This window comes from Hallella colorans, from assembly GCF_003096815.1.
GTDB classification, from domain to species: domain Bacteria; phylum Bacteroidota; class Bacteroidia; order Bacteroidales; family Bacteroidaceae; genus Prevotella; species Prevotella colorans.
Map to the genome: position 1 here is coordinate 154445 of NZ_QENY01000001.1, position 19642 is coordinate 174086.

General features: G+C 43.2%; 26 protein-coding genes and 1 tRNA gene. 11 read left to right on the forward strand and 16 right to left on the reverse strand.

Annotated elements, in window-relative coordinates; all coding sequences use genetic code 11:
• Window positions 1-45: 45 nt before the first annotated feature.
• The 3 genes from C7379_RS00650 (at window position 46) to C7379_RS00665 (ending at window position 3764) form a co-directional block, all read left to right on the forward strand.
• On the forward strand, window positions 46-1701 hold the full coding sequence (locus tag C7379_RS00650) for a S41 family peptidase (protein ID WP_116615531.1): 1656 nt from the start codon (window positions 46-48) through the stop codon (window positions 1699-1701).
• Between the two features lie 7 nt (window positions 1702-1708).
• A complete protein-coding gene (locus C7379_RS00655; protein ID WP_116615532.1) occupies window positions 1709-2239 on the forward strand; it encodes a 5-formyltetrahydrofolate cyclo-ligase in 531 nt (176 codons plus the stop codon).
• A 499-nt stretch (window positions 2240-2738) separates the two neighbouring features.
• Window positions 2739-3764 carry an asparaginase gene (locus C7379_RS00665; RefSeq protein ID WP_116615534.1) on the forward strand — a complete coding sequence of 342 codons (1026 nt, stop codon included), beginning with the start codon at window positions 2739-2741 and terminating at the stop codon, window positions 3762-3764.
• A 149-nt stretch (window positions 3765-3913) separates the two neighbouring features.
• On the opposite strand, the gene C7379_RS00670 is transcribed toward C7379_RS00665, so the two are convergent.
• The 6 genes from C7379_RS00670 to map all read right to left on the reverse strand — a co-directional run bounded on the left by C7379_RS00670 (window position 3914) and on the right by map (window position 7222).
• Window positions 3914-4072, reverse strand: coding sequence for a DUF4295 domain-containing protein (locus C7379_RS00670; RefSeq protein WP_081935345.1), 159 nt, complete (start codon window positions 4070-4072; stop codon window positions 3914-3916).
• A gap of 30 nt (window positions 4073-4102) precedes the next feature.
• Window positions 4103-4291 (reverse strand): 50S ribosomal protein L33, encoded by a 189-nt coding sequence (rpmG, locus tag C7379_RS00675; RefSeq protein WP_036894456.1) that lies wholly within the window; start codon window positions 4289-4291, stop codon window positions 4103-4105.
• Window positions 4292-4296: 5 nt separating this feature from the next.
• Window positions 4297-4560, reverse strand: a complete 264-nt coding sequence (gene rpmB, locus C7379_RS00680) for a 50S ribosomal protein L28 (protein ID WP_036894458.1) — start codon at window positions 4558-4560, stop codon at window positions 4297-4299.
• Between the two features lie 146 nt (window positions 4561-4706).
• A complete protein-coding gene (locus tag C7379_RS00685) occupies window positions 4707-5213 on the reverse strand; it encodes a CinA family protein (protein WP_116615535.1) in 507 nt (168 codons plus the stop codon).
• A 4-nt stretch (window positions 5214-5217) separates the two neighbouring features.
• Entirely contained in the window at window positions 5218-6240 is a 1023-nt protein-coding gene (gene tsaD, locus C7379_RS00690) for a tRNA (adenosine(37)-N6)-threonylcarbamoyltransferase complex transferase subunit TsaD (protein WP_116615536.1), read from the reverse strand.
• Window positions 6241-6355: 115 nt separating this feature from the next.
• Entirely contained in the window at window positions 6356-7222 is an 867-nt protein-coding gene (gene map / locus C7379_RS00695) for a type I methionyl aminopeptidase (protein WP_116615537.1), read from the reverse strand.
• A gap of 505 nt (window positions 7223-7727) precedes the next feature.
• Here map and C7379_RS00700 point away from each other — a divergent pair.
• From C7379_RS00700 to C7379_RS00740, 8 genes are all read left to right on the forward strand, one after another.
• Window positions 7728-7812, forward strand: a tRNA-Ser gene (locus C7379_RS00700).
• Between the two features lie 312 nt (window positions 7813-8124).
• A complete protein-coding gene (locus tag C7379_RS00705) occupies window positions 8125-9357 on the forward strand; it encodes a site-specific integrase (protein ID WP_116615538.1) in 1233 nt (410 codons plus the stop codon).
• Window positions 9358-9382: 25 nt separating this feature from the next.
• Window positions 9383-9850: a DUF1896 domain-containing protein gene (locus tag C7379_RS00710; RefSeq protein WP_116615539.1), complete on the forward strand. Its 468-nt coding sequence runs from the start codon at window positions 9383-9385 to the stop codon at window positions 9848-9850.
• 140 nt (window positions 9851-9990) lie between these two features.
• A complete protein-coding gene (locus tag C7379_RS00715; RefSeq protein ID WP_207773376.1) occupies window positions 9991-10410 on the forward strand; it encodes a hypothetical protein in 420 nt (139 codons plus the stop codon).
• Between the two features lie 351 nt (window positions 10411-10761).
• Window positions 10762-11193 carry a hypothetical protein gene (locus C7379_RS00725; RefSeq protein ID WP_116615541.1) on the forward strand — a complete coding sequence of 144 codons (432 nt, stop codon included), beginning with the start codon at window positions 10762-10764 and terminating at the stop codon, window positions 11191-11193.
• A gap of 5 nt (window positions 11194-11198) precedes the next feature.
• The gene (locus tag C7379_RS00730; RefSeq protein WP_116615542.1) at window positions 11199-11618 is read left to right on the forward strand and encodes a PcfK-like family protein; all 420 of its coding nucleotides are present in this window, start codon (window positions 11199-11201) and stop codon (window positions 11616-11618) included.
• A gap of 4 nt (window positions 11619-11622) precedes the next feature.
• Window positions 11623-12897: a PcfJ domain-containing protein gene (locus C7379_RS00735; protein WP_116615543.1), complete on the forward strand. Its 1275-nt coding sequence runs from the start codon at window positions 11623-11625 to the stop codon at window positions 12895-12897.
• Between the two features lie 27 nt (window positions 12898-12924).
• A complete protein-coding gene (locus C7379_RS00740; protein ID WP_116615544.1) occupies window positions 12925-13179 on the forward strand; it encodes a hypothetical protein in 255 nt (84 codons plus the stop codon).
• A gap of 238 nt (window positions 13180-13417) precedes the next feature.
• Here the strand turns inward: C7379_RS00740 and C7379_RS00745 are convergent, their stop codons facing one another.
• The 10 genes from C7379_RS00745 to traK all read right to left on the reverse strand — a co-directional run bounded on the left by C7379_RS00745 (window position 13418) and on the right by traK (window position 19595).
• The gene (locus C7379_RS00745; protein ID WP_116615545.1) at window positions 13418-14047 is read right to left on the reverse strand and encodes a pPIWI-associating nuclease domain-containing protein; all 630 of its coding nucleotides are present in this window, start codon (window positions 14045-14047) and stop codon (window positions 13418-13420) included.
• Window positions 14044-14484 carry a RusA family crossover junction endodeoxyribonuclease gene (locus C7379_RS00750; RefSeq protein ID WP_116615546.1) on the reverse strand — a complete coding sequence of 147 codons (441 nt, stop codon included), beginning with the start codon at window positions 14482-14484 and terminating at the stop codon, window positions 14044-14046. Before C7379_RS00750 ends, C7379_RS00745 begins: the two co-directional genes overlap by 4 nt.
• Window positions 14485-14733, reverse strand: coding sequence for a hypothetical protein (locus C7379_RS00755; RefSeq protein ID WP_116615547.1), 249 nt, complete (start codon window positions 14731-14733; stop codon window positions 14485-14487).
• A gap of 99 nt (window positions 14734-14832) precedes the next feature.
• Window positions 14833-15339, reverse strand: coding sequence for a glycoside hydrolase family protein (locus tag C7379_RS00760; RefSeq protein WP_116615548.1), 507 nt, complete (start codon window positions 15337-15339; stop codon window positions 14833-14835).
• A complete protein-coding gene (locus C7379_RS00765) occupies window positions 15326-15811 on the reverse strand; it encodes a DUF3872 domain-containing protein (RefSeq protein ID WP_116615549.1) in 486 nt (161 codons plus the stop codon). Before C7379_RS00765 ends, C7379_RS00760 begins: the two co-directional genes overlap by 14 nt.
• Window positions 15812-15823: 12 nt before the next feature.
• Window positions 15824-16414, reverse strand: a complete 591-nt coding sequence (locus C7379_RS00770) for a conjugal transfer protein TraO (RefSeq protein ID WP_116615550.1) — start codon at window positions 16412-16414, stop codon at window positions 15824-15826.
• Window positions 16408-17358 (reverse strand): conjugative transposon protein TraN, encoded by a 951-nt coding sequence (gene traN, locus C7379_RS00775; protein WP_116615551.1) that lies wholly within the window; start codon window positions 17356-17358, stop codon window positions 16408-16410. The genes C7379_RS00770 and traN overlap by 7 nt, the downstream gene beginning before the upstream one ends.
• Window positions 17359-17406: 48 nt before the next feature.
• Entirely contained in the window at window positions 17407-18672 is a 1266-nt protein-coding gene (gene traM, locus C7379_RS00780; protein ID WP_116615552.1) for a conjugative transposon protein TraM, read from the reverse strand.
• Window positions 18665-18967 (reverse strand): hypothetical protein, encoded by a 303-nt coding sequence (locus C7379_RS00785; protein WP_116615553.1) that lies wholly within the window; start codon window positions 18965-18967, stop codon window positions 18665-18667. Before C7379_RS00785 ends, traM begins: the two co-directional genes overlap by 8 nt.
• A gap of 4 nt (window positions 18968-18971) precedes the next feature.
• Entirely contained in the window at window positions 18972-19595 is a 624-nt protein-coding gene (gene traK, locus C7379_RS00790; protein WP_025073283.1) for a conjugative transposon protein TraK, read from the reverse strand.
• Window positions 19596-19642 lie beyond the last annotated feature (47 nt).

Here is a 19642-nt window from a genome sequence, read left to right on the forward strand (position 1 = left end):
TTGCTTAAATGGTTTCCACACACTGACAAGCCTAAAAAGTTTAAAATGAAAAACGAAAATAGAAACAGATTTATGCCCCTGCTGATGGCACTGTGCGTTGTTATCGGCGTTATGATTGGTTCGTTTTATGCAAATCATTTTTCAGGCAATAGGCTCACCATCATCAACAACGGTAGCAATCGCCTCAACAATCTGCTGCATATCATCGACGACCAATATGTGGACAAGGTTAACATGGACTCGCTTGTCGACGATGCCATACCCAAAATTCTGGCCGAGTTAGATCCACACTCGGTCTATATCAGCGCCAAAGACGTGCAGGCCGCCAACGATGATTTGAAAGGATCATTCTCAGGAGTGGGCATTGAGTTTATTATTCGCGACGACACTATACGTGTTCAGAACGTCATCAAGAATGGTCCGGCTGAAAAAGCAGGCATTATTGCCGGCGACAAGATAGTATACGTGGACGGCAAGAAATTTGTAGGCAAGGTGGTTACCAATGAGGAAGCCATGCGCAGACTGAAAGGACCTAACGGCACCAAAGTGAAAGTGAGCGTGCAGAGATATGGTCACGGCAAGCCCATCACCTACGACATAACGCGTGGTGAAATTCCTACGAAAACCGTCACGGCAGCCTATATGCTTGACAAACAAACTGGATATATTAAGATTAAGAGTTTTGGCGAAAAGACATATCCAGAACTTCTCATTGCTCTTGCAACTTTGCAGCAAAAGGGATTTAGCAACTTGGTCATCGATTTGCGTGACAATACCGGTGGCTATCTGCAAAGCGCGGTGCAAATGGCAAACGAATTCTTGCCAGCAAAAAAACTCATCGTCTACACCGAAGGTCGCAAATCGCCCCGCCAAGACTATCGTTCCGATGGACATGGAGCTTACCAAAGCATGCCGTTAGTGGTGCTCATCAACGAAGGGTCGGCTTCTTCCTCAGAGATTTTTGCCGGTGCTATTCAAGACAATGATCGTGGCACAATTATTGGCAGACGCTCGTTCGGCAAAGGTTTGGTACAGCAACAAATTCCATTTCCTGACGGAAGCATGGTGCGTCTGACCATAGCTCGTTATTACACACCATCTGGACGCTGCATCCAAAAGCCATACACCGATGGCGAAGATGCCGATTATGCCACTGACATCCTATACCGTTACGAGCACGGAGAGTTTTTCTCACGCGATAGCATACACCATACTGGCCCAGCCTATCACACCGCGCTGGGGCGCGTGGTATATGGCGGTGGAGGCGTAACGCCCGATATTTTTGTACCCGAAGACACCACCAATGTCACCTCTTATTATAAAAAGGCGGCAATAAGCGGTCTCATTCTCCAATTCGCCTTCACCTACACGGACAACAACAGGCAAAAAATGAAGAAATTCAACGAGTTGCTTCAATTGGTTAACTATCTTGACCGACAGAACCTTGTGGACAAATTTGCCACCTACGCTGACAAGCATGGATTGGCGCGGCGCAACTTGATGATTAAAAAAAGCTATTCATTGCTCAACCAATATATCAACGCGCGTATTGTCTACAACATGCTTGATGAGCAGGCTCTAACACAATATCTCAATCAAGACGACCCTGTTATAACCAAAGCAATGATGGTTTTAAAAAATAATATGGCTTTCCCCAAAGCACCAATAAAAAGAATAACCAAAAAGAAACGCGCAAAATAAAACAACCATGGAGAAATCTACCCTCAGAAAAGACATACGCAATCTCAAAAAACAATTCACGAGAGACCAACTCATAACGATGTCACACCCTGTCATTGACCGTCTGCTGTGTCATCCCAAATTGGTTCAAGCTAATACGATTTTTCTATACTACTCGCTCCCCGATGAAGTTTACACACACGACATCATTGACGAGTTGGCTCAAAAGGGAAAAAAAATCTTACTGCCCAAAGTCATCGGCGACAACGAAATGGAGATTAGGCTATACCAAGGCAAGAAGAGTATGTGCGAAGGAGATTTTCACATCATGGAACCTGAAGGTCCGGTTTTTACCGACTATGCTTCCATTGACATAGCCGTTGTTCCGGGAATGGGTTTTGATACCGAGGGAAACCGACTGGGAAGGGGCAAAGGATATTATGACCGATTCTTGGGCAAGGTTCCATGTGTTTACAAGATAGGGATATGCTTTGATTTCCAAAAGGTAGACCATGTGCCGACTGAGCCAACTGATATCCGTATGGATGAGGTGATATGAAAATGAAATAGATTCCAGTTGGCTGTTAACAAAGGGCTTGGAGAAATAGGTAAAACTAAAAGCATTTTTAAACTCTGCATGTAATCCTTAATACATTGGATTACAAAATATGCACAGAACGGATTTTGCTCATTTCTCAAATTTCTCCAAATCAGAAACGTCCTCACTTGTGCAATACTTTTCTTCCACGCCATTGGCGCGCATGCACCTCCAATTTATGACGGTCGCCCACCTAATCACAGCTCCAGTTATGCCCAGAATTAATGGGGGCATTATTTCAAGTTTAACTGGCGCTGATAGTCTATAATGGGAATCTTGGACACATGATAACAATACAAATTCTAAGCTGCGGGGACGTGTCCAACAAAAATAATCCATGAAATGTTTTAGCGTTCGTATAAATTTGCCTTTAAAAAATTAGTTTGTTTATTCAAATTTAGAACAAATAATTTGAAATGTCAAGGCTTTTAACTATATTTGCATAAAATATAAAACCTTGATGAATAAAGTACTACTTATCTATACCGGAGGCACTATCGGCATGGGGAAAAATCCACTCACCGGTGCATTGGAACCACTTGATTTTAACCTTTTAGTTGACTCTATGCCGGAGTTTAAACTTATCAAAGCTGACATTGATGTTTATCAATTCTCCGCACCCATTGACTCGAGCGACATGGCACCTGCCCAATGGGCACAATTAGTACGTATCGTCTCTACCAATTATGAAGATTACGATGGTTTTGTCATTCTCCACGGCACTGACACTATGGCCTACACAGCTTCCGCTCTTTCTTTCATGTTTGAAAATCTCACCAAACCCATCATTCTTACCGGCTCCCAACTTCCCATCGGACAGCTACGAACAGATGGCAAAGAAAATTTGGTTACAAGCATAGAACTAGCCTCTTTGAAAAACCAAGATGGACGTGCGCGCGTGCCCGAAGTATGCATCTATTTCAGTGGTCATCTCATTCGCGGAAACAGGGCCACTAAAATAGACGCCGATGGCTTCCACGCTTTCGAATCTTTCAATTACCCACATCTATGTGACGCTGGCGTAAATTTTGTGTTTCAAGACCATCACATTCTAAAACCAGACTTTGACAAGCCTATGATTCCCCATCTCACGCTCAACCCAAATGTCGTGCTGTTCAGCTTGTTCCCAGGCATACAAGAGCATATTTTGCACAATGTGTTGCTATCCAAGGAAGTGCGAGGTATCGTCATGCGCACATTTGGTAGTGGCAATGCGCCACAAACCCCATGGCTTGTGCAAGCTCTCAAAAAATCCACCATGCGTGGTATCGTTGTGGTTAATATCAGTCAGTGCGTGGCAGGAACAGTGGCGATGGGACGGTATGACACAGGATATCAGCTAAAAGACAACGGCGTGGTATCTGGGTACGACTCAACTGTAGAGGCAGCCATCACCAAAATGATGTTCTTGTTGGCCCATCACAGTGATGTTAGCACGATAAGAAACTTAATGAACAAATCGCTCGCTGGAGAGATCTCGGTATAATGACAATGGTCATACCCATTGCCCCAACTTAAATTACAAAATATAAACCGAAAGTCATAATAAACATTGGTCTATCATGACTTTCGGTTTTTTATGGTAACTCAAGCATGTTACATAACATTGTTAACACGCTTTGTTCTCGTTTCTATTTACTTCTTGAAAAAATCCTTAACGGCTTCGTTAGGAACCATTTTCTCATCAAAGATGTAAGCACCAGTCTTGGGACTTTTCACCATCTTGATAACTTTGGAATATGCGCGACCATCCGTTGATCCTTCGTGGAGGGTAGCGACCGCTTTCTTTGCCATAGTTTATCTCATTTAATTGTTAATGCAAGATTACTTGATCTCCTTGTGAAGAGTCATTTTCTTCAATATCGGGTTGTATTTCATCATTTCCATACGTCCCGGAGTGTTCTTGCGATTCTTGGTAGTTATATAGCGGCTTGTGCCAGGCAGACCAGAGTTTTTCATCTCGGTGCATTCCAATATAACTTGCACCCTGTTTCCTTTAGCTTTCTTTGCCATGTCAATTATTCTCCTATTACTTTAATGTCTTTCCAGTCGCAATAACCTTTGGCAACTGCCTGCTTCAACGCAGCATCAAGACCTACCCTATTAATAAGACGGAGACCAGCTGCGCTGATCTTTAGCGATATCCAGCATTGCTCTTCTACATAGTAGAACTTTTTGCTGAAAAGGTTAACGTCAAAGCTTCTCTTCGTGCGGTGCTTTGAGTGAGACACATTACAACCTATCTGCGCCCTCTTTCCTGTGATCTGACAAATCTTAGACATTGCTATTCTTTGTTTTTTGAATTCGATTTTATATACTTATTCCAAACAGTGTGCAAAATTACAAATAAATTCTGTCACAGCAAAATAAATACACCGCTAAATCTATTTTTTATAATATTTTAATTCACAATTCACTTCCGCTTGGCTCATACTTCAGCGCTCGCACGTTGTTCCCTAAGATAGTCAAGAAGTAGCTGTAACGACTTATTGGTGGCAAATGCAAGGTTGCGATCGCGCCCATGATCTTGTGAGATCTGGAATGTTCGCACATCGTCGACCGAGCCATAGCCTATCCAAATGGTGCCAACTGGTATGGCGGGAGTGCCACCTGTAGGACCTGCCACGCCCGTGACAGAGATGGCATAATCGCATTTCAGGGCATGGCATGCGCCGACAACCATCTGCCGAGCTACCTCACCACATACAGCCGTCTGCTCTTCTAACACTTCACGCGACACCCCCAACAAGTTTTCTTTCACCTCATTGGTATATGACACTACTCCACCTTTGAAATAGAGAGACGCACCGGGAACCGAAATGATGGCTTCGGCGACGCGCCCTCCAGTGCAACTCTCTGCTGTTCCTAATGTTTTTCCACTATCGTAAAGAGTCTCTTGTATCAATTGACTCAATATTTTGCTTTCCAATTCCATGTCTTTATTCGAATGTTACTTTTGAGAATGCGGGCACGTCAATGGGACAGAAATCTTTGTCCAAGTATTTGAAATACCCCACGATACCTATCATGGCCGCATTATCTGTTGTATAACTGAATTTAGGGATATATATAGTCCATCCATATTTTTCGGCGTGCTCTCTGAAAGAATTGCGCAAACCATTGTTTGCCGATACACCACCCGCCACGGCGACATGCATGATACCCGTCTCTTTGACAGCCAATCGCAGTTTTTTCATCAGTATATCTACGATGGTAAATTCTAAGCTCGCTGCCAAATCTTCTTTGTTACGCTCCAAGAAATCAGGGTCCTCGGCAACCCATTTGCGCATGTTATAGAGAAAAGATGTTTTCAAGCCAGAGAATGAGTAATCCATGCTAGGCACATGCGGCTCGGCAAACTTATAGGCGCGAGGGTTGCCCTGACGAGCCAACCTATCAATAATTGGGCCACCGGGATAGCCTAACCCCATCACCTTGGAACACTTGTCGATGGCCTCGCCAGCTGCGTCATCGATAGTTTGGCCCAGCACCTCAATGTCGTTGTAAGCGTTGACTTTGACTATCTGCGAGTTGCCACCCGACACCAACAGGCATAAATATGGAAAAGGAGGCATGTGACTGTCATCGTCGCTCTCCTTAATATAGTGTGCCATCACGTGACCTTGCAAATGGTTCACGTCGATCAGTGGTATGCCAAGGCTGCGCGCCATGCCCTTGGCAAAGCTCACGCCCACCAATAGCGATCCCATCAGTCCGGGACCGCGCGTGAATGCGATAGCCGACAATTGTTCTTTTTTGATACCCGCACGTGCCAGAGCCTGATCTACCACAGGCACTACATTCTGCTGATGCGCTCTGCTGGCCAACTCAGGCACCACTCCACCATAGGCCCGATGGACCTCCTGAGAAGCCGTCACGTTGCTGAGCAACACTCCGTTTCTCAACACAGCAGCCGACGTGTCGTCGCAACTGCTCTCTATACCTAATATATATATGTCCATTTTTCTTTATTGTGTTTGCGTCATATTATGAGCGAGGTTAAAAAGATACCTCGTGTCTCACATTGTCCACGCCTCATGATAACAGGACGTCGTGTACATAGAGGCCGAACCTTGCTTAGTAGGACAACACCTCCACGCCATTCTCGGTCATCAAGAAAGTATGTTCCCATTGCGCTGAAGGTTTCTCGTCGCCTGAGATGACCTCCCATCCGTAGGGATCGTCTTCGTCTATAAACACTTGCCATGTACCCATGTTGATCATTGGCTCGATGGTGAACACCATGCCAGGAACAAGCATCATGCCAGTGCCTTTGCGCCCATAGTGCAACACTTCTGGTTCCTCATGCATAGCCAATCCCACGCCATGTCCGCACAAGTCGCGCACCACTCCATAGTGATATTTCTCGGCATGTTTCTGGATGGCATGCCCTATATCTCCCAAGAATCCGTAGGGTTTGGCAGCTTCTGCACCTATCTCAAGGCACTCCTTGGTTACTCGCACCAATTGCTCTTTTTCAGGTGTAGTCTCCCCACCAATGATAAACATACGCGACGCATCGCCATAGTATCCGTTATAGTCCAAGGTCATGTCCACGTTCACGATATCACCAACCTCCAAAATATCGGTTTTCTTGGGAATGCCGTGGCAAACTACCTCGTTGACACTTGTGCACACGCTCTTGGGAAAGCCTTCATAGTTAAGACAAGAGGGGTGGCAGTGATTCTCCTCGCAGTATTTCATGCACACGTTGTCAATCTCTTGCGTGGAGATGCCAGGCTTGATCATAGCCGCCACAGCGTCAAGACATCCCGTGTTTAATTTGCCGGCAATGCGTATGCCCTCTATCTGTTCAGGTGTTTTAACCATCTCACGAGTGGGCACCAATTTGCCTTTGTTCTGCCAGTACAACACTTTCTTGTCAAGTTCTGTCAGTGGTTGGCCTGGCAGACACCTCCACCTGTTTTTTTTATTGGAAACCATATCTGTATGTCTAAATGTTATGCAAAGGTAACACTTTTAAGAATAACCAAATAACATAAAGATGAAAAATACCATAAAATTATGATACCCCCTAATCAATTCAAGGCAATACCATAAATGATTTTCAGGTGAACTTGAGACATACATCAAAAAAAATGATGTCTCACCTTATTAAGCTGGGCTACAAGCAATGTCGCACACGATACAAAAAATAGAGTAAAGAATATAACTGCTGATTAGTAAGATTTAGAACTATTTGTATAAAATCTCATTTTTCGTAAAAAGTAGGAAAGTGCATATATTAAGTAGTGTTCACTGAATTAATAAATTGCCATGGCTGCAAAGCAGCGGACTCTAAACTTTGCAATGGCATTTGCCCACCAATACTTATTTGTTAATAAATTATAATGTTGAAGAATTTAAAAAAGATTTAAAGTGATTTTTGGTTTAAAAGATGTAATTTTGCATTCAGTTTTGATATAAAGATATTCCATATCAAAATTTTGGAGAGATGGTAGAGTGGTCGATTACAACGGTCTTGAAAACCGTCGCACTGAGAGGTGCCGGGGGTTCGAATCCCTCTCTCTCCGCTAATAGGCTTCAAAAGGACTTCACAAGGGTTGTCAATTTAGCCTTCAAAATTTAGATAATCGTTGTAAAATCAAGGTTTTACAACGATTTTTCTTTGTATATACCTTTATCGCCTGACGGCATAACCCTATGTTTTGACAATCATCATTCGGTCAATTTTTGCTACATAAACTGCTACACAAAAATTGTAGCAGCAAAAAATGTAGCAGTGACGGGATTTTGAATACCATATTGACGGCATTAATTCTTTCTTTTTCAGAGTGTTATATATTAACTTTGCAGCCGAGTGCTACACAAAAGAATGATGCATTATGAGAACAACTTTCAAGGTGTCCTTCTACCTACGCTCAAACTATGAGAACAAAGAAGGAAAGTCGCCTGTAATGCTCCGTGTATTCCTTAACGGAGAGATGGCAAATTTCGGATCTACGAAAATCTTCGTGGACAAGACAGTATGGAACAATGCCACAAGTCGGCTCAAAGGTCGGACGACAGAAACCTTATCCGCTAATGCCGCATTGGACTCTATTTCTGCTACACTGAGTAACATCTATCACAAATTTGAGGACGACTCCTCCCTGTCATTGGAGAAAATCCGCTCTTATTTTGTGGGAAAAGACAGGGAGTATACAACTTTCCTCCCTGTATTCGACAGATTCAACGAAGACATCAGGCAACGCGTCGGACACACCATCAGCAAAGACAGCCTACAAAAGTACAGCGTTTTAAGAAGACATTTCTCAGAATTCCTTATTCATAAGTATGGAAGAAAGGATGTAGGACTGACAGAGTTCACACCATCCGTGGTACAGGATTTTGAGTTATATCTGAGTACAGTGGCAGGTTGCGCTTACAACACATCAGTCAAGAAGATGAAGGCACTCAAGACCGTAACTATCTATGCGCAAAAACGTGGTTATCTTCTTCACGACCCCTTCCTCAATCATCGTTTTCACTTGGAGCCTGTCAATCGAGGTTTTCTCACGGATGAGGAGATTATGAAGATAGCCAACAAGGAAATTGCTATTCAACGCTTGGAGTTAGTAAGGGATGTTTTCATCTTTTCATGTTTCACAGGTCTAGCATATATTGATGTTTCCAATCTCACACCAGACAATATCGTAACACTTGATGATAAGCAGTGGATTATGACCAAAAGGCAGAAAACAAGTGTGGAGACAAATGTGTTGCTTCTTGACATACCCAAGAGTATCATTGCCAAATACAGTCATAAGACCTATCGGGACGGCAAACTGTTTCCCATCTTAACTAATCAGAAAACCAACGCATATTTGAAAGAAATTGCCGATATTTGTGGCATCAAGAAGAATCTGACCTTCCATCTTGCCCGACATACGTTTGCAACCATGTCGCTCAGCAAGGGTGTTCCTATGGAAAGTGTATCGAAGATGTTGGGGCATACCAACATTAAAACTACACAAATTTATGCCCGTATAACCAATAAGAAGATAGAACACGATATGGAACAGTTGGCTGGCAAGTTAGACAAGTTCAATGTTGCTATGGGCATCAACTCAAAATAATGTACAACCCTAAACCAAGAAGATTATGACAACAACAAAGAAAGAACTATCCTACTTCCGTTTGAAGTTGGAAGCGTATCTCGGAGAGCATTTTCCAGAGAGAGTGAATGAAAATACGTTTATAACTGCTCGCGCAGACGAAGCATTGACAACTTACTGCGATGCTATAGCACAAGGTTTTTCTCACCCAGAGGCGGAGACGATGGCAAGCGAAGTGTTGCATCGAGGATTGCATTTTTCAAAGTATGATACACTTGTGTCTGTCTTAGAGAATGAGTTCGAGAAAGAACTGCCCTCTCCGCTCCCCGAAAGACTAACACCAATACTTCTAAAGAATAAGGCTGTGCAAAGCGTTTTCGACAAGTATGAACTAACAGACGACTTTGGCGCAACTCCAGAGTATGAGAAACTCTACACCGAACTGACAGGGACTATCGTTCTGCTCATAGAGGTCAATAGTCTGCCAACCGTAGGCGGTGAAAACATGGACTGATGTAGCACCATACGGAGCTTTTGTAGTGTCAAGAGCCAAGATAAACGCTCCACTCCACACGCCAAGAGTTTTTTCAAACACTTGTCTTTGTGTAGTCTGCGCATCTTGTTATTGCTCTTGAAACTATTAAAAGCTCCGATATGAATATAATCATCATGAATCAAGACGTTCTTAAAAGTGCGATTTCTCGCCGAGACAATAGAAGCGAGCTTACATTGTCCTCACGGCTTAACGAAATCGTTCACACACCTGCCTTCATCAGGGCAGACGCATCGAACAAAACCGATAAGGAAAAGCAGCAGCCGACTTCTCTCAAGCAAGTCCGCCACTTCGGTTGGACACGCTTCATAGAACTCGCAATCCTGCTTTCCATCGTTATCGGTGCCATTTGGCTGATCTCAAAGATAGTAACGCAACAAGTCGTAACTGTCGTGTCAGTTATTGCAAGTTTTCTGATACTACACTTTATAGTCAGGGTAATTCTGAAAGTGGCATTTACGCTGCTGAGCATTCTCTTCTGGCTGGCGATTCTCTGTGCCATCCTGCTCTGCGTGCTTTGAGAAGCACAGCTCTGTAAAACCTTCGTTTTATTTCATTAGGTGGTTATCTCGCAATTTGAGAAAACCACCTTTTCTATTTTCCACTACGAGCGTTGCACTTTTGCTTCTTTTCCAATGCTCCACGATATGCGATGACAAGGAGATGGATTCTGTTTCCTTTTTATCCGCAAAGGTAGTACGGGGCTTGTGGCTTTCAAAAGGTCTGTGCCACTTGGTTTGTCTGGAAAATCTCCACACCGTTGGGTAGTATTTTCCGCCAAAACCTTGTGTAAGCCTACCCCGCTACCTCTATTTTGCTACAAAAAGGAATCAGCATACTCCGATCTTTGGACGCATAAAAAAAATGTCGCTATGGATAAGCAAAAGGTAAATACAACATCTTCGATGAACAGAAAAGGATATAGCTCCTCCTCTCATTACCGCATTAACCCTGTGGCTGAAAAAAGTGAGCAAGTGTTGGCAATTAAGTTTGTACAATGGGACGTACTCCCTTTGGAGAACCTCCGTAACAGCAAAGTATATCTCCTACGTGTGAAACTCAATCGTGGCGAAATGATGAGCCGTGAGGAAAAGAATTGGTTATGTGAAGCGGTAAACTCAAACACCTTTTTCCGAACAGCCGTTCCCCTACAAGGCTATCGCTTTGACTTCTTTGATGTACTGAAGAAATACCTTGTCAATCAGTACGGACAATGGACAGAGTATTACGCACCCGACAGAACAAGCCTAAGAGCCTACCTATATGGGCGCATCAATCAAATTGTAGAAATCCCAAAATACTAAGCAATATGAAAGGAACAGAACATTTCACACGGACAATAGCCGAGTATCTCAATCAGCGTGCTATGACAGACCCTTTGTTTGCCCCTAACTTGATAAAACCGAACAAGAATATCGAGGAGTGCATCACCTACATTCTTAATGAAGTGCAGAAAAGTGGTTGCAACGGCTTTGATGATGATGAAATCTTCTCTATGGCTGTTCACTACTACGATGAGGACGATATAGAGGTCGGCAAGGCTGTTTCTTGCCAAGTTGCCGTTAATCACGTTGTGGAACTAACGGAGGAAGAAAAAGTCGAAGCAAGGCAGGAAGCCATTAAGCAATATCTGCGTGAGGAACTTGCCAAGATACAGAGCCGTAACGCACGAGTGAAAAAGACGGAGAACATAGCAACCCAAGTACAACCATCACTATTTGATTTTTAAGCCTATGAAACCGAGAAACAAATTTGAAAAAGCAGTTTTGGAACAAAGCAAGCATCTTCGCCCGATAACCAAGACACAAAGTAAGTGGGCATTTCGTGAGTGTATAGACCACTTCGCCTACCGCTTGCCAAAAGGTCGCACCACTTGTATGGATTGTGGGTATAGTTGGGTAATGGACAAACATAGAGAAACTTGCACTTGCCCTCATTGCAGGGCAAAGTTGCAGGTCAGAGAAACATACGAGCGTAAGTTACAGCAAAAGCAGTATTTCACCATACTTACCACTTGTGGAGAGTTTCAAGTATTACGTATGTTCCTACTTATTGTGGGTATGGAGAAAGGTTACAAAGCACAGGCTTCCATAATAGAGATTGGGCAATATTGGTGGAATATGCAGGGGCGAAAAGCTGTGGTTGCTATACAGAGGGTATTGGGACACTATGTTGATACCTTTTCCTATTATAGTCCTATGGCGATACGCAACGATAATGAAGCCTATCAGCATATTGCCTACTCACCGATATATCCGAAGTTCAAGGTTACAGACATACTTCGCAGAAATGGTTTTAAGGATAATTTCTATGGCATCGTGCCTACCCAACTTATTCCTGCATTGCTTACAGACAGCCGTGTGGAAACATTGCTAAAGGCAGGTCGTACAGACCACTTACGTTACTTTCTTGGCAACAGGAGGACTTTTGAGGAACTATGGCAGTCCTACAAGATTGCAGTCCGTAACGGCTATGAGATAGCAGACATTTCTCTTTGGAGTGATTATGTAGATACACTTAGAAGATTAGGAAAGGATATTCATAATCCAAAATATTTATGCCCAACTGACCTTAAAGGCGAACACGACCGCAGACACGAGGAACTTCTCAGATTGCGTGAAAGGGAGGAGATAGAACAGAAGCAAAAGAAGGCAATGGAAGATGAAAAGCGTTTCAAAGAACTTAAATCCAAGTTTTTCGGTATCCATTTCACGGACGGCACTATCCAAGTCCACGTATTGGAGAGCGTGCAGGAACATTTGGAAGAAGGTGTATCAATGCATCATTGCGTATTTTCTAATGCATACTACCTCAAGGAGGACTCCCTTATCCTTTCGGCTACCATTGAAGGCAAGCGAATAGAAACCATTGAAGTATCATTACGAACTTTGGAAGTGGTTCAAAGTCGTGGGAAATGCAACAAGAATACGGAATATCACGAGCAGATAGTAAACCTTGTGAATGCCAATCGAGGTCTTATAAGCCGAAGAATGAAAGCAACAGCATAAAGTATGAACCATTAAATTATCAGAGATATGAAAACAGAGATTGAAAACATTATCTACAACTGGGCAGATGAGATACCGCATATTCTCATTAGGGTTATCAACGCAATAACCCTATCTGACAACAAAGAGGAGTTAAGGTCGGCTATCAACAAAATAGCCGAAGAAACAGAACTTGACAAATTCTTTGCATACGGCTATGGTGCACATCACTTTTGGCTCAAACACTGCAAATTATCCAATGGAGTGCCAAAGGAATACAGATTATTAAAAGTTGAATTTTAAGATTATGAAGAAGAAATTTTACAGAGTTCGGACACAATACATCTTCGATGCAGTGTTTGAACTAATTGCAGAAAGCTGGGAGGAAACATGGTAGAAAGTCTTACATTTTTTAGATTTCTACAAAAAACTCGTCCATAACTAGAAGAACAAATAAATCACTTTATATAATAAAACACTTATATTGATATAATGAATAGGAAATCAACAATAATTTTTTAAGCTTTATATCTTTTGTGTTTTACTCGTAAAATGCATCTGTATCAATTTCTAATTCTTCACATTCTTTTATTTTATATTCTTTCCCACTATGACAGATAGCTCCTTTAAATTTAAAAGGAAAAGATATACACATGGAATCTTCTTCAGCATCTTGTTCTAAATCTGAACCATACTGAAGAGAAACTACTACCTTTCCATCACAAATGATATAAAGACTGTCGGATTTGATACTTATCTCACTTATATCTACCCCATATACTTCTTCTATACTTGTATGGGTTGAAAGTTTATCTAATGCTGATGGGAAATCAAGTATAAAATAGTCATATAGTATAGAGTCAATATTATAAAAATCTATTTTCTTTATCTCAGGGAAACGTGAAATGACTACTCTAAATTTAGCTTTAGGTACATTCTTAAAGTAATCAGCCATTGCCTTTATTCTTTGTTTTGCTTCAAAACTTTCCGTACGAGTTTTTAATTCTATATATACAATTTCATCATCCTTGATTGCTGCAAGGTCAACTCTAAAGGGACCTATCAAAACATTTTTTTTAATAGTATATCCTTTTTTTTTATACTCATCAGCAATCTGCGCAAGAGTAGATTTTTCAAAGTTTTGTATTAAATAGTCTCTTAATGGTTTCATATACTAATTTCTCCTATTTTTACCATTGTATCATAAAATTTACTACATTCAAGATATAGACACTTAACATTCTTATCTGTTAATCCCTGCATTAATTCTACTGCCACATCACCGTCTATTTTAGTTGCATCGATAGTAGTAATTGGATGACGTTCGACATCTATAACAGATGCCATGCGCAATACGATATTACAATCATCATCATATAAAAGCCCATTTAAAGCATCCCAAATTGGCTTACTAATGTTATCAGTATCGACATTAACTCCATCACTTGTGAAAAAAAACGCTTTTGCATATAATTCTATACCAGTAGGGAATTTTGGCACATTCCCTTTGAATTTTTGCAAGAAAGCCGAGCGTATTTTTTTTTGATACACGTCTTTTCTTTTTGAGTTATATGATAGCGGTGCTACACCTCGAATTACTAATTCCATTTAAAGTTCTAAAGAATTACAAATGTCATTAAATGAAGCCTCCCGTTCTAATTCATATATATTAAAGGATTCGTTCTCCTGTTTAATCCAAAAAATAACACCTCGTTTAAAAAAACATTCTCCTTCTTCTTCTCGCATCATAAGAGGATTCTTTTCAACAAAATCAGGAATAAATATGGGATAAGAATTTGCAACTTTCTTTAACTTTATTCCATTGTCATTATCTTTCGTTCTTAAGTACTTTAACATAAATATTTAATCATTTTTATTAACGACAACAAATATACTCATTTAAAATGACATAACGATAATATATGAAACAAAAAGTTTCTTACAAGCCTTATTTGATTAAGAAATAAAGAACAATGCAAACTCTACTTTTCTTCGCTTGACTAACCCTCTCAAAACCTTTCCCTTATATCGGCAGAACGAAACATACTCCCGATAGAAGTTCCTGTCTCCAGCCTCTATCTTTCGTAGCAGCCTACTCTTAGAATGTTTGCCATAACCGAGCAGTCGCCCCACGCCCACGTTATAGGCAAGTAGACTGAGTAACAGCGCATCCTTACCATACCCCTTAAAGTGTTCAAAGCATTTCCAAAGGTCGGCACGGAGCAGGGAATCCGCCTGTCGTTCCGTTATATCTGCTGTGAAACGTTCTCCTGGTTGCAGCTGATGCCCATATCCAACATACGGATAATTCTTCCAGCCGTGCATACCCTCAAAGTATTTCACTACGACAACTGCACGCTCAAAAGGTGGCAAGTCTGCCAACCGTACCCTGCGCTGGGCAAGGATCGGCTGGCAGAGCAAGCACATTATACAGAATAAAGCAAAGCGTTTAGCTGTTCGCATCGTTCAAGGCTCTGGTTACTACTGCGGTGGTCTTTCCCCTTTCCTCCGCCTTTTCGTTGTTGAAACTGAAAGTCAGTTGCTGCATCTTACCGAAACTGTCCTCCACGTACACGTCAATTGTCTGGCGGTCGGTGGAGAGCGAGGTGTAGTATAAGCGGAACACATCTTTCGTTAGCGGATAGCGGTCGTTCGGCTTGAAGATTGTACCGTTATCATTTCTTAGTAAGCCTTTGCCGTCAGACTGGAAATAACGTATCGTATAGCGAGTGTCAGCAAACTCACCACCTCGTTTTAGCGTGCAGCGTATCTCAGCCGTCTGTCCCTTTATGATGTCCTTCTGAACCGGCATCGTCTCGACAGTGAACGGATAAGACAGCTGAACATCCAGCTCCCTATCACAAGCAGATAGGCAAAACACGGCAAGGGCAAGTACGCCCATTACCCATATTGAACTTAATATCTTCTTTTTCATGTTTCTTTTCTATTAAATATTAAACCTAAGTCCTGCTGATAGCGCAGGACGGAAACGATGTACGTCAGAGCCGAAGAGCAACCGCCCTTGTGCCTTGACAAGAAACAGAAGCCTGTCCGTAAGGAATACTTCCAACGAGCCATGCACGGCACCGCCATAGACGAAGCGTGAGCGGTCAAGCAGTGTTGCTCCATCGGGCAGCAGCTTCTTGTCCTCATTCAATTCCTCGTAACCGCCCAATGCGGATATGCCAGCATAGAGGAACACGTTCTTGCCTCTGTCGGAGAGAACAGGGTACATATAGCCCACCTGTAAGAGTGCATCCTTGAGTTTTACGTTATAACTTCTGTACGGCATATTCTGCTGTTCATACTCTGCCATAACAAAAGTATAATTCTCACGACCCAGATAGCGGGTGAGTGATGCTCCCATACCGAAATTGTCAGCAGCAAGGAACTTTTCACCCTTGATAAGTGGAACATTCCCCACGACCTCTACGCCCCTTTGCTTGGGTATCAGTTGCTGTGCCTGCGATGACAGACTGAAAGTCATGGCCACCGCAACGCATACTGTTAGAATGATATTGTTCTTCTTCATTACCATTTCAGTTTGAGGTTATCAATATTCTTTGCCAGCTGCAGGTCTTCTGCCGTTACATAAAAGGTCAGCGTACGACCGCCATTTCTCTCATAGAGCGTCACTTCAAGCTGCTTGTCTTCTGCAAGAGAAAACTGCTCGAGCGCAAACACAGCGTGTTCACTACCCATGCCACGCACCTGCATCACCTGGTGATAGGCACGAAGTGGCTGTAATACTTGTTCTTGTATGGCGGTGCGCTTTGCTACCTTCTTATCCACCACCTTGAATGTGATAAAATCCACTGAGTACGGCATATTCGTTCTGTTTTCCATACGAGTGTGGAAATACAGCAAGCCATTATGGGCATACAAGCCACGAAGTAGGAACTTCATGCCGAACTGCTGCGTACCGATATGCTTAATGCAGCGTCTGTCGTTCTGATAGATAGTCTGCATCATCAGCTTTACTAATACGGGCGACTCGTTGCCAAGTTCCTTAAAGTAAATATCAGAGCGATTGCTTGGCAGCCTGCCTTCTGTCGTGGAAAGAAAGTCTTTCATCTCAATGCTGAGTTTCTCCGGTTCATCGGCATACTTGACGTTGAAAGCATAGAAAGAGCCGTCCTCACAGATGACACTCATATTGGTTTCCGTCTCAAAGTCCTTCACGGCAGCCTTTACACGTAATACGTTCTCTGCGTCCTCCGCCTTTCCTGCAATGATGTTCTGCGAACCTAAGTCTACATAGCGAATGGCAGAAGGGAAGATAAGATGCACGGTCTTGTCAAAGGTAACGTCCAGACCATACGGCAGTACGACACGCCCCGTTGGAATGGCACGGCTCATACCTTGAAAAAGCTCTCCCGAAGTAAGCAGACGGCTTGGTGTCAGACCATCATTGTTTTCCTGTGCTGTGGCTGTTGCTCCCACCATGGCAAGCATAGCCATTGATAAAATAAATTTCTTCATTGTTGCTATTGATTTGATGTTATTTTTTACTTGTCATTTTCGATTGTTTTATTTGGACTGAACCAAGAAAAGGCGGTAGCCACCTTTGAGCGTTACCTTGACGGTGCGCAGTTTCTTCTGAAGCAGCTGACTTGCACCCTGCATCACCCCACGGGCAGCCTCGGAGATAATCTGGTCTTTGGCAGAGGAAGCGAAGGTAAAGGATGTGCCCATTGAACCGCCGATGTTCGCCCCAACTTCCTTAAGCGCATTGATATCCTCCGAGCCTGGTATATACACGCCCTCTTGTCCGTCCATGTCGTATGCCGAGAGTTTGACGGCTATGATATGCCCACCAACCTCAATACTCTTAATGAGCAGGTGCATACGGTTGCCCTCAATCTTGGCAATGGCTATGAGTCGGCTCTGTCGTGGAATACGCAAGCCCTGCACTTTGGCACTTTCAAGCAGACGAAGCACGACATTGTCGCCCTCCTTGAGCGTGGTCGTTCTGTCCACCACCACTTTGAGCGTGTTGCGCATCGTGGGTGCAGCCGTACTTGTTAGCGAGTGGAAGCCCAAGTTGCGTGCTCTTGTTCCATATTCCTTGATAAAATCCGCATCGCTCATCGGCTGACCGAGCGAAGACACCACCTGTTTGCGTTCCGCCAAGACCTCCATAACTGGAGCGTTTGCTTGCATCTGCCCCTTTTCTGTTCCAATATCGGTGATTGTGGATGTGTTTCCCTTATCATTCGCAAAAGCATTCTCCAATGACGGTGGCACAGATGATGTCTTGGGCAGATACTTTGCTGCCATCTGATAGCTCTTTTCCATCAGGGCAAGCTGCCTTTTCTCCTCATCGTCCTGCTTGCTGTCTTTGGAAGAGAGTTCCTTTTTAAGGTTATCGATTTCCGAGCGCAAGGCTTCACGCTCCTGCTCGTGTGGATCGGGGGCGTAAAAAGAGTTCAACAGCCGATTATTCTCCTCATAGCGGTGCATCGAGTTTTCTATCTTTTCCGTCGATGCAGCCACCTCCGCACGCTGCGCCTCTGATGGAGCAGTGCTCTGTGCGAAGTAGTCCGATAGCCTGCCCATCTCCTCACGGGTCTGTTCTTCCTCGTGTGTTTTGTCGCCTAATTCATAGGCTTTGAGCTTGTTTTCGGTGAGTTTTTCAGTCGTTGCCTGCGGGATACTGTCATTGAGCCCCTGCTCCGCTGCGGTCTTATCCTTGCCCGAAGGTGCGAAGATAAACCACATTGAAAGGGCAAACAGCAGTCCCAAACCTCCGAAGACCAAGCCTTTTTTCATTTGTTCTTTCTGTTTATTATCCATTTTCTTTGATTGTTTGATGATGTTGTAGGTAAAAATTGCCGTGTAACTCTTGTAAAGTGCTGTCTGTCCGTATCGGACTGTCCGTCAACTTTCCCGTGGGAATGGGTAGTTTTTCCTTCTTTGGAGGAAGGAAAAACTGCGCTATCATCCAAAGGGAACAGATGAGATAGATAAAACTCAGCCCATAGACGATAGCCTTGCGCTGCCTTATCGTGAGCCTTTCACATCGATGGCGGAGCCATAGGTGAAAACGCAGATATTGACGGGAGAGTAAAAAGTATCTTTTACTTGCCATAGCCTTATCGTTTATAGGTCTGTATATCCCTATTCTCCTTGACGAGGAAGTTCTCCATCAGGAAGCCCTGCGGGTTGTTGTCCGAACGGACTGAGTTCTGCAGCGTGCAGGTCGTAACAAGACTGCGCTCTGTAACGTTACTCTGACGGACGATAAACTCTCGTGCATAGGTCGTTACCGCATAAGGGTAAGTATTAAAGTTACAGTGGATAGAGTCCACCTCTATGCGCTGATTGACATTACCCGATATGGCACGGTTATAATAGCCCTTCTCTGCCAAGTCCTTGTAATAGTTGAAAGCTGACTTGTCGCAAAGCAGAAAAGCACGCTCCATGTTCTTTTCGATGGCGTCCTTGTCGGGCGCAATGGTGAAAAAGAGCTCATGGAAACGACGCACGTGTTCTCTTGCCTCTACGGGACGGTTTCTACTTGCATCCTGACTGAGAGCCAGCATGAGCGACTTTCCCTGGTCAAGCACATAGATTTTCTCCCTCTGCTCCTTGGCGAAGCTGTACGAGGCATAGACAGCATAACCGCTTACTACCACACATACGATGGCAAAGACAAAGGCATAGAGCCGTATCTGTCTGAATGAGGTCTCGATATTATTAAGTGATTTGAATTCCATTTTTTCTCTTTTATACCTGTTGATTAATTAAGCATCGTTGCTCCATT

What these genes read in the sequence shown, in the direction of transcription:
- C7379_RS00650 (WP_116615531.1), top strand. Translation starts at nt 46, where the DNA reads ATGAAAAACGAAAATAGAAACAGATTTATGCCCCTGCTGATGGCACTG.
- C7379_RS00655 (WP_116615532.1), top strand. Translation starts at nt 1,709, where the DNA reads ATGGAGAAATCTACCCTCAGAAAAGACATACGCAATCTCAAAAAACAA.
- C7379_RS00665 (WP_116615534.1), top strand. Translation starts at nt 2,739, where the DNA reads ATGAATAAAGTACTACTTATCTATACCGGAGGCACTATCGGCATGGGG.
- C7379_RS00670 (WP_081935345.1), bottom strand. Translation starts at nt 4,072, where the DNA reads ATGGCAAAGAAAGCGGTCGCTACCCTCCACGAAGGATCAACGGATGGT.
- rpmG (WP_036894456.1), bottom strand. Translation starts at nt 4,291, where the DNA reads ATGGCAAAGAAAGCTAAAGGAAACAGGGTGCAAGTTATATTGGAATGC.
- rpmB (WP_036894458.1), bottom strand. Translation starts at nt 4,560, where the DNA reads ATGTCTAAGATTTGTCAGATCACAGGAAAGAGGGCGCAGATAGGTTGT.
- C7379_RS00685 (WP_116615535.1), bottom strand. Translation starts at nt 5,213, where the DNA reads ATGGAATTGGAAAGCAAAATATTGAGTCAATTGATACAAGAGACTCTT.
- tsaD (WP_116615536.1), bottom strand. Translation starts at nt 6,240, where the DNA reads ATGGACATATATATATTAGGTATAGAGAGCAGTTGCGACGACACGTCG.
- map (WP_116615537.1), bottom strand. Translation starts at nt 7,222, where the DNA reads ATGGTTTCCAATAAAAAAAACAGGTGGAGGTGTCTGCCAGGCCAACCA.
- C7379_RS00705 (WP_116615538.1), top strand. Translation starts at nt 8,125, where the DNA reads ATGAGAACAACTTTCAAGGTGTCCTTCTACCTACGCTCAAACTATGAG.
- C7379_RS00710 (WP_116615539.1), top strand. Translation starts at nt 9,383, where the DNA reads ATGACAACAACAAAGAAAGAACTATCCTACTTCCGTTTGAAGTTGGAA.
- C7379_RS00715 (WP_207773376.1), top strand. Translation starts at nt 9,991, where the DNA reads ATGAATATAATCATCATGAATCAAGACGTTCTTAAAAGTGCGATTTCT.
- C7379_RS00725 (WP_116615541.1), top strand. Translation starts at nt 10,762, where the DNA reads ATGGATAAGCAAAAGGTAAATACAACATCTTCGATGAACAGAAAAGGA.
- C7379_RS00730 (WP_116615542.1), top strand. Translation starts at nt 11,199, where the DNA reads ATGAAAGGAACAGAACATTTCACACGGACAATAGCCGAGTATCTCAAT.
- C7379_RS00735 (WP_116615543.1), top strand. Translation starts at nt 11,623, where the DNA reads ATGAAACCGAGAAACAAATTTGAAAAAGCAGTTTTGGAACAAAGCAAG.
- C7379_RS00740 (WP_116615544.1), top strand. Translation starts at nt 12,925, where the DNA reads ATGAAAACAGAGATTGAAAACATTATCTACAACTGGGCAGATGAGATA.
- C7379_RS00745 (WP_116615545.1), bottom strand. Translation starts at nt 14,047, where the DNA reads ATGAAACCATTAAGAGACTATTTAATACAAAACTTTGAAAAATCTACT.
- C7379_RS00750 (WP_116615546.1), bottom strand. Translation starts at nt 14,484, where the DNA reads ATGGAATTAGTAATTCGAGGTGTAGCACCGCTATCATATAACTCAAAA.
- C7379_RS00755 (WP_116615547.1), bottom strand. Translation starts at nt 14,733, where the DNA reads ATGTTAAAGTACTTAAGAACGAAAGATAATGACAATGGAATAAAGTTA.
- C7379_RS00760 (WP_116615548.1), bottom strand. Translation starts at nt 15,339, where the DNA reads ATGCGAACAGCTAAACGCTTTGCTTTATTCTGTATAATGTGCTTGCTC.
- C7379_RS00765 (WP_116615549.1), bottom strand. Translation starts at nt 15,811, where the DNA reads ATGAAAAAGAAGATATTAAGTTCAATATGGGTAATGGGCGTACTTGCC.
- C7379_RS00770 (WP_116615550.1), bottom strand. Translation starts at nt 16,414, where the DNA reads ATGGTAATGAAGAAGAACAATATCATTCTAACAGTATGCGTTGCGGTG.
- traN (WP_116615551.1), bottom strand. Translation starts at nt 17,358, where the DNA reads ATGAAGAAATTTATTTTATCAATGGCTATGCTTGCCATGGTGGGAGCA.
- traM (WP_116615552.1), bottom strand. Translation starts at nt 18,672, where the DNA reads ATGGATAATAAACAGAAAGAACAAATGAAAAAAGGCTTGGTCTTCGGA.
- C7379_RS00785 (WP_116615553.1), bottom strand. Translation starts at nt 18,967, where the DNA reads ATGGCAAGTAAAAGATACTTTTTACTCTCCCGTCAATATCTGCGTTTT.
- traK (WP_025073283.1), bottom strand. Translation starts at nt 19,595, where the DNA reads ATGGAATTCAAATCACTTAATAATATCGAGACCTCATTCAGACAGATA.